The organism is Moorena sp. SIO2C4 (genome assembly GCF_010672485.1).
In the GTDB taxonomy this organism is placed as follows: domain Bacteria; phylum Cyanobacteriota; class Cyanobacteriia; order Cyanobacteriales; family Coleofasciculaceae; genus Moorena; species Moorena producens.
This window is the reverse complement of the sequence record NZ_JAAHGN010000079.1, coordinates 1-13,088: the sequence shown is the minus strand read 5'-3', so window position 1 is coordinate 13,088 and position 13,088 is coordinate 1. Positions and strand designations below refer to the sequence as shown.

Annotated in this window: 11 protein-coding genes; all 11 read left to right on the top strand. The window is 42.9% G+C overall.

Features of this window, described 5'->3' with window-relative positions:
* Positions 1-366: 366 nt before the first annotated feature.
* Complete coding sequence (locus F6K20_RS06880; protein WP_008180938.1) at positions 367-1,389, top strand: glycosyltransferase family 2 protein; 1,023 nt, start codon at positions 367-369, stop codon at positions 1,387-1,389.
* A 709-nt stretch (positions 1,390-2,098) separates the two neighbouring features.
* Complete coding sequence (locus F6K20_RS06875) at positions 2,099-2,788, top strand: glycosyltransferase family 4 protein (protein WP_287294217.1); 690 nt, start codon at positions 2,099-2,101, stop codon at positions 2,786-2,788.
* Between the two features lie 229 nt (positions 2,789-3,017).
* A complete protein-coding gene (locus tag F6K20_RS06870; RefSeq protein WP_287294214.1) occupies positions 3,018-3,629 on the top strand; it encodes a glycosyltransferase in 612 nt (203 codons plus the stop codon).
* Between the two features lie 11 nt (positions 3,630-3,640).
* Positions 3,641-5,398 (top strand): glycerol-3-phosphate dehydrogenase/oxidase, encoded by a 1,758-nt coding sequence (locus tag F6K20_RS06865; RefSeq protein ID WP_287294212.1) that lies wholly within the window; start codon positions 3,641-3,643, stop codon positions 5,396-5,398.
* 80 nt (positions 5,399-5,478) lie between these two features.
* The gene (locus tag F6K20_RS06860) at positions 5,479-6,324 is read left to right on the top strand and encodes a hypothetical protein (RefSeq protein WP_008180947.1); all 846 of its coding nucleotides are present in this window, start codon (positions 5,479-5,481) and stop codon (positions 6,322-6,324) included.
* Positions 6,325-6,354: 30 nt separating this feature from the next.
* Positions 6,355-7,083 carry a class I SAM-dependent methyltransferase gene (locus F6K20_RS06855; protein WP_287294210.1) on the top strand — a complete coding sequence of 243 codons (729 nt, stop codon included), beginning with the start codon at positions 6,355-6,357 and terminating at the stop codon, positions 7,081-7,083.
* Between the two features lie 81 nt (positions 7,084-7,164).
* Positions 7,165-8,223 carry an NAD-dependent epimerase/dehydratase family protein gene (locus F6K20_RS06850; protein ID WP_008180951.1) on the top strand — a complete coding sequence of 353 codons (1,059 nt, stop codon included), beginning with the start codon at positions 7,165-7,167 and terminating at the stop codon, positions 8,221-8,223.
* Positions 8,224-8,265: 42 nt separating this feature from the next.
* Positions 8,266-9,012, top strand: coding sequence for an acyltransferase (locus tag F6K20_RS06845; RefSeq protein WP_229414354.1), 747 nt, complete (start codon positions 8,266-8,268; stop codon positions 9,010-9,012).
* 109 nt (positions 9,013-9,121) lie between these two features.
* Positions 9,122-10,162, top strand: a complete 1,041-nt coding sequence (locus F6K20_RS06840) for a sulfotransferase family protein (RefSeq protein WP_008180956.1) — start codon at positions 9,122-9,124, stop codon at positions 10,160-10,162.
* A gap of 31 nt (positions 10,163-10,193) precedes the next feature.
* Positions 10,194-11,708, top strand: coding sequence for a flippase (locus F6K20_RS06835; RefSeq protein ID WP_008180958.1), 1,515 nt, complete (start codon positions 10,194-10,196; stop codon positions 11,706-11,708).
* Between the two features lie 156 nt (positions 11,709-11,864).
* A partial coding sequence (locus tag F6K20_RS06830; protein WP_287294207.1) for a rhamnogalacturonan lyase family protein occupies positions 11,865-13,088 on the top strand: 1,224 nt, incomplete at its 3' end.

Genomic DNA, 13,088 nt, shown 5'->3' with positions numbered 1-13,088 from the left:
TGCGCCCCGCGTGGCCTACGGCCTTAGTCCCTACTCCCTGCTCCCTTTCAACCAAAATACTCTGTCCTAAACTATACTTCGGTTGCTATAAAAGTTCTTTGATAGCGTTTCTCATAGCTATTAGGTGCGACCCGTGGCGAATTAAATTCTTAATGGGTCAAGCGCACCTAACAAAGATTTCAAAATTAATAAGCAAAAATACTTATCGTATGAATTTCATATCCAGTAGGCATTTCAAAATAAGATGCGTTTACCCTGGTAAATGTGCCCAATGCCTTGACATATCCCCAAAAGTTAGAGTAGACCATCAATAATATGTGCTTATAGTTTAAACCGGATTGGATATTACTCAACCTGGGGCATCCTATGGAAATTTCCTTAATTAAACAAGGGCAATTAAATGCCCAGAACTGGTCTGGCACTGATATAACACCAGACGTGTCAGTGGTGGTACCAATCTACAATGAGGTGGAGAGTTTGCCCCACCTGATTCATGCGATCGCATCCACCTTAACCGATACTAAGCTCACCTATGAGCTTATTTGTGTCGATGATGGGTCCACAGATGGTTCAACCCAACTGCTCAAGGAACAAGTCCTCTCCCGCCCTGATTTGCGAGGGGTAATTTTGCGTCGCAACTATGGTCAAACTGCTGCGATGGCAGCTGGGTTTAATTATGCTCGGGGTCGTGCCATTGTTACCTTAGATGGTGACCTACAAAATGATCCAGCCGACATTCCCATGCTGCTTGCCAAACTTGAGGAAGGATATGACTTGGTTAGTGGCTGGCGTAAAAAACGGCAGGATGCGGCTGTGACTCGTTTACTGCCATCCAAAATTGCCAACTGGCTGATTGGACGCACCACTGGGGTTAAACTCCATGACTATGGCTGTTCTCTGAAAGCTTATCGCTCGGAATTGGTAGCAGACATGAACCTGTACGGTGAGTTACATCGGTTTTTACCAGCCTTGGCATTTATTGAGGGGGCAAGAATTACCGAGTTACCCGTGCGTCACCATGCTCGTCGCTATGGTAGTAGTAAGTATGGTCTGGGGCGAACGTTCCGGGTGCTAATGGATTTGTTGACCATCTTCTTTATGAAGAAATTCCTCACCCGACCCATGCATGTATTTGGATTACTAGGTCTGAGTTCCCTAGGCACGGGCATAATCATTGGGACTTATCTGACCATTCTCAAGCTAGGTCTTAATGAAGATATCGGGGATCGGCCTTTACTAATCTTGGCAGTACTCTTGATCTCGACTGGTGTACAACTGTTTAGTCTTGGTCTACTAGGAGAACTACTGATGCGTACTTACCACGAATCTCAGGGAAGACCGATTTATCGGGTCAGAGAAGTGGTGTCCTTTAATGTTGAACAACCTTAGTGATAAGTAGGTGAGCTTAATTATCCGTAAAATAGCGATTGAGATTCAAAATGCTGAAAACCCCTTTAATAAAGGGTTTCAGCTTTATTTTCGTATTTTGAGTTTTAACGTTTATTTATGCCCACCTACTTATCAATTGGAAATCAAGTTGGTTAGTGGCTAACCAAAGTATCATCGTAAGCATTCAGCATTCAGCCCTTAGCTGACAGCTAAGGGCTGAATGCTGACCTCAAATTTAAATGCATATTAGCTTAGCCGCTAACCAAGGCGATTTCTTGAAGATTGGGAATTTGTAAAGATTATATGAAGTTTATCATCAAGATTTCATTAAGCTCCAGATTACTAGTTGATTTGGAGAATTTATTTAGGTTCTAATTAAGATAGATTTTTTTTAGATAAAAAATCCCTTCAAACCAGTTCTGCATAACACTTAGTTGGGCAGTATGGTTCATCCTCATGGAATAAAGTAGGAGCAGTTTTAGTTTATAGTTAAAGCATTATTTAATCCATTTGTATCGGTGTTTACCATTGAGTCATACATTCTTGCTAAGTCAGGGGTTTTAGTCATAGCTGAAATTAACCACTGGTGATTGTAAAATTATCTTAAGCTCTACCGGAAACTTACTGAGCAATAGTGGAGTTTAAATCAAGCTGGCTTGGAAATGGGGCGCTCTTGATTAGAGTGCTTTAAATATAGGGGGAGATAAACGTGTATTTAACGAGCAAAACTGATCGGCTTACTGATCGGCTTGAGGTCAAAAGCAGCAGGGATGAATTGACTGTCTGGGAGAATCAACCAGTCTCCTATGATGAACGAAATGTCAGTAGGATGAACATTCTATTACTCGCTCCTCATCCGTTTTATCAGAATCGTGGCACACCCATCGCAGTCAACCTGGTTTTGAAGGTGCTTTCTGAACGGGGAGACCAAGTTGATGTCGTGACTTATCCTGAAGGGCGTGACATCAAGTATGAAAATATCAAGGTATACCGAACCCCTAAGCTACCCTGGGTTCGCAATATACGACCAGGCTTCTCCTGGAAAAAAATCGTCTGTGATTTTTTCATGTTGCTTGCTGTAATTCGCCTAGTGACTAAGAAACGCTACGATTTGGTTCATGCTGGAGAGGAATCAGTCTTTATCGGTTTAGGGCTCAAAATCCTGTGTAAGATTCCCTATATCTATGACATGGATTCATCTCTAGCCCAACAAATGATTGAAAAGTATCCTTTGCTACATATTTTTTCGTCACTATTCAACTTTTTTGAAGGACTGGCTGTGAAGAATGCCAAAGTTGTGGTTTCAGTTTGCGATGCTTTGGCAGCAGATATTCAAAAGTACAAGCCCAGAAAAACTGTAGTTATTCCAGATATATCGTTGCTTAACTCTAATCTTTAACAAATTAATAAAAAGTCTTTAAAGTTAGACTAAATATTTAAAACCTCCATACTTTATAATTTGAGTTAAATAAATTTATACTTATTGTTAATAATGAACAGAACATATTGTTTTGATGTCCTAAGAATACGTTTTATTTTGTAAGGAAAGATAATTCTAGTAAAAATGTGCAGGTTTGTGTAAAATTTTGCTTAAAGATTCAACTTCAAGATTCAACATTGGTGTAACTATGTATAGTACTATTTATAGTAATCTCAGACGTGAGCTAGGAATCCATAATGTCCTCCTGATGTATGTGGGCAATCTGGAGAATTATCAGGGGATTGACCTACTTCTAGACAGCTTCGCGTTGACCCTTGAGCAGACTGATCAGGCTAACTTAGTCATTATCGGTGGAGAAGCGGACGACATTCGGAAATACACGAATAAGGCTCACTGTCTTGGGATGGAAAAACATGTCCATTTTTTAGGACCGAAACCAGTTGAGCATCTGGCTATCTATTTGGAGCAGGCTGATATTTTAGTCTCTCCGAGAATTAAGGGTAAAAATACCCCGATGAAACTCTACTCCTATCTCGATAGTGGAAAAGTATTGTTAGCAACAGATTTACCAACCCATACCCAGTTGCTAGACAATCACCTTGCTCTGCTTAAGAGCCCAGATGCCAAAGCTTTCGCGAAGGGAATGCTTGATCTAATCGCTGATGAAACCCTACGACTGAGGCTGGGCAGTGCTGGCAAAAAATTGATTGAGAAAAGGCATACTTATGCAGCTTTTCGGGAAAACTTAAACAGTCTTTATGATTGGCTACATCACGAGTTAGTAGAGCATATAGCCTAAGCAGACAACTAATGAAAAGGAACCTAGTAGAGTTAGCCAGAAACTCTTACGACCTAGTAGTGCTCGGTGGTGGGATCTATGGAGCTTGCGTAGCTTGGGAAGCAAGCCTCAGGGGATTGTCAGTTGCCTTGGTGGAAAAAGCTGATTTCGGTGGCGCTACCTCTGCTAACAGCTTGAAGACCATCCACGGGGGATTACGGTATCTCCAGCATGCTGACCTGAAACGGATGCGTGAATCGATTCATGAACGCACCAGTTTAATGCGGATTGCGCCTCACTTAGTTCATCCATTACCAGTGTTGATTCCCACCTACGGCCATGGGATGAAGGGAAAAGAAGTGCTATCTGTGGCACTTACTATCAATGACCTAATCAGTTGCGATCGCAATCGCCAACTCGATCCCCAAAAACACATATCCAATGGTCGGGTCATCTCTAAGCAAGAGTGTCAGCAGCTGCTTCCAGGAATTCCCCACCAGGGGCTAACTGGAGCAGCAGTCTTTTATGATGCTCAGGTCTACAACTCTGAACGGTTGACCCTATCTTTTCTGCGCTCAGCTGAGCAAGCTGGGGCAGTGGTGGCTAACTACGTAGAAGTGACTGGATTTCTGCAAGCTGGAAATCGGGTCACTGGTATTCAGGGGCAAGATGTGTTAAGTGGGAATCAATTCGACATCCGCGCCAAGACTGTGGTCAACACCAGCGGACCATGGACAAATCGGGTATTGAGTTTACTGAAACAACCCCAGCAGCAACCCCAGCAGCAACCCAGAGTTCCCCTTGCCAAAGCCATGAACCTGGTGATTCGCCGTCCCCTCTGCCAAACCTATGCTGTGGGTATTTCCACGCCATACTCCTATCGTGACTCCGATGCCATAGTTAACAAGGGGTCTCGCTTACTATTTATTGCGCCCTGGCGTGGTAAATCCCTGGTAGGTACATCCTATGCTGTTTGGGATCAAGACCCGGATAACTTAAACATTACCCAACAGGATATTCAAGACCTGCTCGATGACATCAACCAAGCATGGCCATCGGTTAAACTCAACCAAGCAGATGTAGCTTTCATCCATGGTGGCTTGCTTCCTAGAACTGGCATTACTGAGACAGGATTGCCACAACTGGCTAAACACTATCAACTCTTCGATCATGCCAAAGAAGAATTGCCAGGATTGATCTCAGTGGTTGGGGTGAAATATACCACTGCCAGAGATGTGGCTGAGAAAGTGGTTGACCAGGTATTTCGGTCATGGGGCCAAAAGCCTCCCAACTCCCTGTCATCAGTTACACCAATTTACGGTGGACACATCGAACAATTTGAAGTGTTTTTGCAGACGGAAATCCTTAAGCAACCCTATGGACTGGGGCAGGAGGTAATGCGCCGCCTCGTGTATAACTACGGTAGTGCCTATCAAGATGTACTGCTATATTTGGAGCGAGTATCAGATCACTCCTGTAAACCTACTGATGATTTGGCTGTACTCAAAGCTGAAGTCTTGCATGGGGTTGTTGAGGAAATGGCTCAAACATTAGGTGATGTGGTGTTCCGGCGGACAGAACTGGGTAGTGCTGGTCATCCCGGAAATGAGGCTCTCAGAATCTGTGCTGAGGTGATGGGTGCGGAATTAGGATGGAGTCGGTCACAAATAGAGCTAGAGTTAGACAAGGTTAATCACATTTTTAATATGGGAGGTGCATTAACTCAGGACAAAAGTATTGGAATTGAAACCCTTAACGGTCCAGTGAGTTTAGCCCAGAAGATCCTTTGAGGTTGTGGTGCAAGATTTTAGCTGAATGCGATTGAAGCAGCAGCAGTTTATGGAAATCAGGGAGATTCTAACAAAAATCCATGGTAGCTACCGCTCAAAAGCATCAATTAATCCTGATTGATGGTCACGTTCACCTTCATGACTGTTTTGATATCGATCAACTGCTGACCTCAGCTTGGGAAAATTTCCAGCGATTTTCTGGTCAGGCAGGTGATAGAGAAAATTTTCAGGCTGTATTATTGTTGACAGAAATAGAGCATCAAAAATGGTATAAAAAGTTAGCTGATTTAGCTCAAAACAATAATCAGTCTAGGGTAAGCCAGGGAAAACCTTGGATGTTCCACCGTACCCAGGAAGATTTATCCTTATATACCTGTAACGCCTTAGGGCAAGGAATGTTCTTAATTGCTGGTCGCCAAATTGTGACAGCGGAAAACCTGGAAGTATTAGCGTTGATCACTGACCAAAACCTTGAAGATGGTTTACCCTTAGACGTAACGATTAAAGAAATCCTTGCCGCTGGGGCAATCCCTATACTGCCCTGGGGAGTTGGTAAATGGATCGGACATCGGGGAAAACTGTTACATAAGCTCTTGGAAGACAAGAATTTTCCCAAGCTTTTTCTAGGAGACAATGGTGGACGTCCTGTATTCTGGTCACGACCAGTTTTGTTCAAACAAGCAGAGAAAAAAGGATGGCGGATATTACCAGGAAGCGATCCACTTCCTTTGGCTTCTGAATCTTGTCGTCCTGGAAGTTTTGGATTTACTATCCAGGGTTCCTTGAGTAATGAAGAACCAGGAAAAGATATCAAGGAAATGCTACTCAATCCCCTGACACCTATTCAGGCCTATGGTTCTCTAGAAAACCCCTGGCGATTTATTCGTAACCAATTAGCAATTCAGTCTAAAAAAAATAGCAATTAAAACTAAACAAATGACTAAAGGAATTTAACAGTGGTGTCTACAGGTGATTTTACCGAAACAGCCGATATCGAAACATCTTCTGAGGATTATGCCTCCCGTTTTGCCGGGGAAATTGGGGCTTGGCTACTGAAAGTCCAGGAAGACGCAACCTTGAAAATGCTAACTCCTTATCCTAAAGCCACCATCCTTGATGTGGGAGGAGGACATGGTCAACTCACAGGGGCTCTGATTCAAAATGGTTATCAACTCACTGTGCTTGGTAGTGCGGATGTCTGTAAGGGGAGGATTCAGAATTTTCTTGATGCTAATCTTTGTTCCTTCAAGGTGGGCAATGTTTTGGATCTCCCTTACCCAGACGGAGCGTTTGATGTTGTGATCAGCTATCGATTCTTGGCTCATGTGACTCAATGGCAGTCTTTTTTAACAGAACTAAATCGAGTAGCAAAGCAAGCAGTAATCCTAGACTATCCTACAGTCAGGAGCGTAAATGCTATTGCCCCCTATCTATTTAAGTTCAAGAAAGGATTGGAAGGAAATACACGAGAGTTTATCTGTTATAAAGAACATGAGCTTCTAGAATTTTTTCAATCTATTGGTCTGAGCAAAGCTGAGCGCTATCCCCAATTCTTTGTGCCTATGGTACTCCATCGCGCTTTAAAATCTCCTAGCTTCTCTTCATTTATGGAGAAGTTAGCTCGACTCTCAGGCTTGACTAATTTGTTTGGTTCACCCGTAATTTTAAAGCTTACCAAGACTTAAGCCAGATGCCGATTAAAATTAATTGTATAAACTTGCTTGGTTAAATTCCAATATTTTTTAGGTTAGCTAAGACAGTAGAATATGGAAGATACTCAATTCAAACTCCCAACTGGCAGTCGCGTCTTAGTGACTGGAGCTACAGGGTTTACAGGTTCAGTTCTTGTACGTAAATTAGTCGCACAAGGTTTAGATATCGTCGCTATTGCACGTCCTAGTTCTAAAATTGAGCCTTTTAAAGACATTAAAATTGAATGGATTAGAGGGGATGTTTTTGATGAAGAGTTAATCAAGAAAGCCATCAAAGGAGTTAACTATATCTTTCATATTGTAACTCCTTTTCGAGAAGCAAAATCTGCTGACAATGTCTACTACAATGTCCACGTTGTAAGCACACAATTGCTAGCAAAGTACGCTTTAGAAGAGCCAGAATTTCAGCGTTTTGTTCACGTTTCAACAATTGGTGTTCATGGTCATGTCGAAAATCCTCCTGGTGATGAAAATTGTCCAATGCATCCTGGAGATATATATCAAGAAACCAAACTAGAAGGAGAACTGTGGATCAGAGATTTTGCTAAAAAGGAAGGCTTACCAGTCACTGTGGTACGACCATCAGGAATCTACGGTCCTGGGGAGAAACGGTTTTTGAAAATTTTCAAAATGGTTGGCCGTAAGTGGATACCAATAATTGGCAATGGAAGTAACTTACTGCACTTAATTCATGTTGATGATTTGACCAATTTTTTTATACTATCAGCCACCCATCCTCAAGCAGTGGGAGAAGTTTTTATTTGTGGCAGTAAGGAGGCGATAACCTTTCAAAAAATGGTCTCTATTATTAGTGAATACTATGGAATTTCCTTTAAATTCATTAGTTTGCCAGCTGCGCCACTGTTTGCCTTAGGTGATTTTTTGGAATTCATCTGTCGTCCCCTGGGCATAGAACCACCTATTTATCGAAGACGGCTAGCGTTTTATACAAAAGACCGCTCATTTAACACAGCAAAGATGATAAATTTACTGGGGTTTGTGCCTGTCCATTCCGATGAAGAAGGGTTAAAGGAATTAGCCCAATGGTATCTTGACCAAGGATGGATATCTATTAAAAATCCTAAATTAGTTTCCGAACAAAAGTTAACCTAGTTGAGAATAGCATTGATTATGATAGCCAATAAAGAAAAAAAATTGATATCCAAAGTTTCTTTAACAGAGCAACTCAATAAAAAAGATTCTTCTTTATTGAAGAGTTATCAAGCAAAGGTTATAGGAAATAATAAGTTATTATCTTTAGTTCAATATGAATTAGCTACTTTTTTATTTGGTAATCTGGCTGGTGGAGCTGGATATCTATTGAGAAAAAATTTTTTTTCTCCCCTTTTCAAGGCTGTAGGTTCTGGAGTTATTTTGGGGAAGGGAATTGTTTTACGTCATCCTGGAAATATTACTCTTGAAAACCGCATCGCTATCGACGATTATGCTCTCCTGGATGCTAGCGGTGCTGGAGAGGATGGAATAACTATAAAAGACGATGTTATTGTTTCCAGGAATTGTGTGATTCAGGGAAAAACTGGTCCTGTAGTTATTGGTAAAAAAACTGATATTGGATGTAATGCTATTATCTCCTCAGGTGCTGGCATTTTTATTGGCAGTTCTGTCTTAATTGCTGGTAACTGTTACATTGGGGGTGGTCGGTATCTATCAGATCGTTTGGATATTCCCATGATGGAACAGGGAGTTTATTCTAAAGGACCAGTGGTGATTGGTGATGATGTTTGGTTGGGTGCCGGAGCAATTGTTCTCGATGGAGTTCGGATTGGCAAAGGGTGTATTGTTGGTGCAGGTGCTGTAGTTACCAAAAACCTTCCTGATTATGCTGTTGCGATTGGGGTTCCAGCTAGGGTAATTCGAATGCGTCAGCAAATCCAAGTCTAAACGTCAATATTTGTACCATATCTTGGTCTTGTATATAATTCCTTGATTTTAGCAGGTTTAATAAGCTTCCTCGATAAAAATTATGAGTAATTTAAGAGAAGTTAAGTAGATGAATCAAACCAAAAATTTGAGTCTAGCACCGACTTCCCAATCTAAATCAGACCTAGGTATTTCAGAGTCCCCAATCTTCATCTTTGGATGTCCTCGTTCTGGAACTTCCCTTCTGAGTCGGATTATTGGCTGCCATCCACGAATTGCTATACCATTCGAGTCTCACCTCTATAATACGTTTTATCCCTGGCTGAAGTACTACGGTAACCTACAGCTGATTCAAAACCGTGAGCGTCTGGTAGACGATATCCTGACAACCGAGGTCATGAGAGACTGGTCTCCCCCTCCCAATCGTGAGCACACCCTTGAAGCTATCTATAGATTTGACTTTCACGGCATAGTTGATGGCATCATGGGTGCCTGGACTAATGCCCAAGGTAAACAACGCTGGGGAGAAAAGACGCCTGCCCATATTTTCTACTGGCGCGAAATTTTCAATGCTTTTCCCAATTTGCAAGTGCTTCATATAGTGCGAGATGGCCGCGATGTGGCTCTATCCTGGAAGGGTTCTCGCTTTGGTCCAAAGCACATCTACCCACTTGCTCAAAAATGGCGAGAGTATCTTGAAACTGTGGAAGAGTTGAGAACGGCTCTCAATGATGACTCTTTTTTAGAAGTCCGATACGAAGAATTATTGTTGGAACCTGAAGGTATAGTTCGAAAGATTTGCACCTTTCTTAAGGAGGAATTTGCCCCTGAAATGCTGGAATTCCATAAGGTTGGTGCATCCTATCCAACTGACCAGAAAAACCAGAAAAATCTTTCTAGACCTCCTCTGACCAGTAACGCTGGCAAATGGCGCAGTGAAATGACAGAGCGTGAACTTCGTATCTTTGAAGCTGTAGCAGGAGGAACACTTGAGCGCTATGGGTACGAGAGGCAGTGGCATCAACCTCAAATTTCGGGTCTAGAGGTGATGCAATTTCGGTTCCTTGAACATCCACCACGGAAAATACTGGCAATGCTTAAAAACACTAAAGGTCATATCGACGGCATCCGGAGACTCAAGATCTATTGTCGCCTCAGATTGGGAATTTAGCAACTGATAGAAACAGTGGAGGAGATATCTAGTGGCACCAATTAATGCCACCTTCAACAAATTTGTCAAAGGAGCTGGTTTATCCTTCCTTGGTCAAGTCATAAGTACTGCTTTCAAGTATGTAACTCAAGTAGTGCTTGCTTGGCTTCTGGGTGCAGAAGTCTTCGGACTTTACACCTTGGCAATGATCATCTACCAACTCGGAGAACTATTTTCTAGGATGGGGCTTGAAACTGGAGCTATACGCTATGTCTCAATCCATCATGGTACAGATGATAATGGTCGGCTCAAAGGAGTTTTACTACAGGGGATTGGACTACCTTTCCTCAGCGGTATAGTATTTGGAATCGGTCTATTTTTGGGATCTGACCTTATTGCCCAGGGGATTTTTGGTCAACCAGACCTTGCTCTTGCACTGCGGGTGTTCGCGATCGCTCTCCCTTTCGGGGCTAGTATGACAGTAGGAGCATTTGCTACTACAGGATTTCAGATAACAGCATACAAAGTTTATGTTTGGGAGCTTCTGCTACCATTAATTAACTTAATATTAGCTGTAGTACTATGTAAAGTTGGCTGGGGACTGTGGGGGGCAGCGATTGCTTGGCTACTTGCTGTAATCGTGTCTTTAGCTTTCACCGTCCATTTTATTCGAGGTATCTTTCCTGCCCTATTGAGCAGAAATATCACCCCTGTCTTCGAAACCAGGCAACTACTTGCCTTTTCCCTCCCTTTATCTTTCGGAAGTTTTTTGTGGCTGGTGATGCTCTGGACAGACTCTTTAATGCTGGGATATTTTCGACCTGTAGCAGAGGTGGGGATTTACCGGGCCGCTTCCCAGACAGCACTGTTGATGACTCTGTTCACTCGCTCGTTGGTAACAATCTTCACACCGATGATTGCTAACCTTTATAGTAACGGAGAGCTTGAAGAATTAGACAAACTCTTTAGAACTGCTGCCCGCTGGAGCTTCTCCTTGACTGTACCTCTGTTCTTAATTGTGGTAGTAGCTGGTAAAGATATCCTACGTGTTTTCGGTTCAGAATTTGAAATCGGATCGTTACCTCTAACAATTCTAGCAGCAGGGCAATTAGCAAGAGCTGGTCCGGGAGGATTAGCCATGCACGTACTAGCAATGTCAGGGCATCAATATCTCAAGCTCTTTGGGGACGTGGTGTTAGCGATCACCAACATCGGATTAAATATGCTCATGATTCCACGATGGGGACTGATGGGAGCGGCAGTGGCAACAGGAATCAGTATTTTAGCAGTAAATCTGCTGCGTATCTTGCAAGTCTACCTAGTTTTGCATATTCATGGGTTCAACTGGAGCTACTTAAAAACCATAGGGGCAGGAACTCTCGCTGTTTTGATCGGTCTCGGTGTACACTCTTGGGTTTCATTTATGCCTTACCTTCTGGTATTGGTTATTACTGCTGGAGTTGTGTTTCTAGTTTATGTACTGCTGTTATGGGCAATGGGCATAGAGAAAGCGGATCTGATCATCTTGAGAAAGATGCAACAGCGCTTAGGGCTATTGAAGAATTGATAATCTCTATTGATACTATCTATAGAAATGCAGAACTATTTGTACCGATTACGCCAGAGGCGAGTTCAATTAAAAATATGTTTATTATTGATTTTTTATAGTTGTTTAAGCTGGGGATGTGTGGAGCAATCCAAGGCAAAAAGAGGTATTGCTAAAGTGTCGAATTTGCCTTATTCCACGATTAAACCTCAAGTTATTGAACTTAAGCCTGCTGCCAGCGATCGCCGTCTCGGTGGACTGATTGCAGCAGACATCAATGATGATGGTCAGAAAGATTTGATCATTACTAAGCCAGGTTATATAGCAGCTTACAGTCATTCTGGTAAAGCACTCTGGAGCAAGTCAATCAATATCCAGGTAACTGGGAAGTCAGAGAGCCAAGGATTGCCAGGAAACCAGGCCCCCGGTGTCCAAGCAGCTGATGTAGATGGAGATCAAAAGACAGAAGTTCTGTTTTTAACCAAGGACAATACCCTCCATATTGTTGAGGGGTTCAATGGAGAGACTCAGAAAACTATAAAACTCCCATCTCCAGAAGGTACAGAGGGTTGGGAGCACTTAGTAGTAGCCAATTTCCGGGGCAAAGGCGATCGCGATTTACTACTTCAGGCCACTAATGCTGAAGGATACCGTATGGGTCGTTATCTAGCAGCCTATCCCCTAGACAACCTACTCAAAGGTGAAAACCTTCAACCATTGTGGAGCCGAGATGATTTCCTTGCCAATGCTCACAATGGGGCACGGGTGGCAGATCTCGACGGAGATGGCAAAGATGAGGTTTTGGGTGGGACAATCATCTCACCCGACGGAGAGATGTTGTTGAAAATTCCCATAAAAGGTCATATTGACTCCCTGTTTGTGGCTGATGTGCGTCCAGACATTCCAGGATTAGAGGTAGTCGCTCTGGAAGAGGGGGGTGGCAATCGGGTTTTCCTTTATAACCGCGATCGCGTAATTTGGAAAACCCACTACAAGCATCAAGAACCACAAAATGCTGCCATTGGTGATTTTGACCCCCAACGACCGGGATTAGAAGTGTGGTGCCGCAGCCGTTACCAGAAGCACCAGAAACCCTTTGTCTTTGATGCCCAAGGTCAACTGATTGCTAACTATCAAATGGATGATGTTGCTCCCAAGGGATGGACAGACAAAGGTGTAGAGGTGATCGTCCCGATTGATTGGACAGGAGAGTCGAGGCAATTAGTGGCTGTCAAAGAGCGCCATAAACCAGGAGACGTGGGGATTTTCGATGCCCTGAGTGGGCAATTTCTCCATCGGTTCAAAGAACAGGCGGCGAGACTTTACGTTGCTGATGTATCTGGGGATTGGCGGGAAGAGGTGATGGTTCTCAATGGGAATCAGCTGGACATCTACAGCAAA

Coding starts and splice junctions, on each gene's coding strand:
- F6K20_RS06880 (WP_008180938.1), top strand. CDS start 367: ATGGAAATTTCCTTAATTAAACAAGGGCAATTAAATGCCCAGAACTGG.
- F6K20_RS06850 (WP_008180951.1), top strand. CDS start 7,165: ATGGAAGATACTCAATTCAAACTCCCAACTGGCAGTCGCGTCTTAGTG.
- F6K20_RS06840 (WP_008180956.1), top strand. CDS start 9,122: ATGAATCAAACCAAAAATTTGAGTCTAGCACCGACTTCCCAATCTAAA.
- F6K20_RS06870 (WP_287294214.1), top strand. CDS start 3,018: ATGTATAGTACTATTTATAGTAATCTCAGACGTGAGCTAGGAATCCAT.
- F6K20_RS06860 (WP_008180947.1), top strand. CDS start 5,479: ATGGTAGCTACCGCTCAAAAGCATCAATTAATCCTGATTGATGGTCAC.
- F6K20_RS06865 (WP_287294212.1), top strand. CDS start 3,641: ATGAAAAGGAACCTAGTAGAGTTAGCCAGAAACTCTTACGACCTAGTA.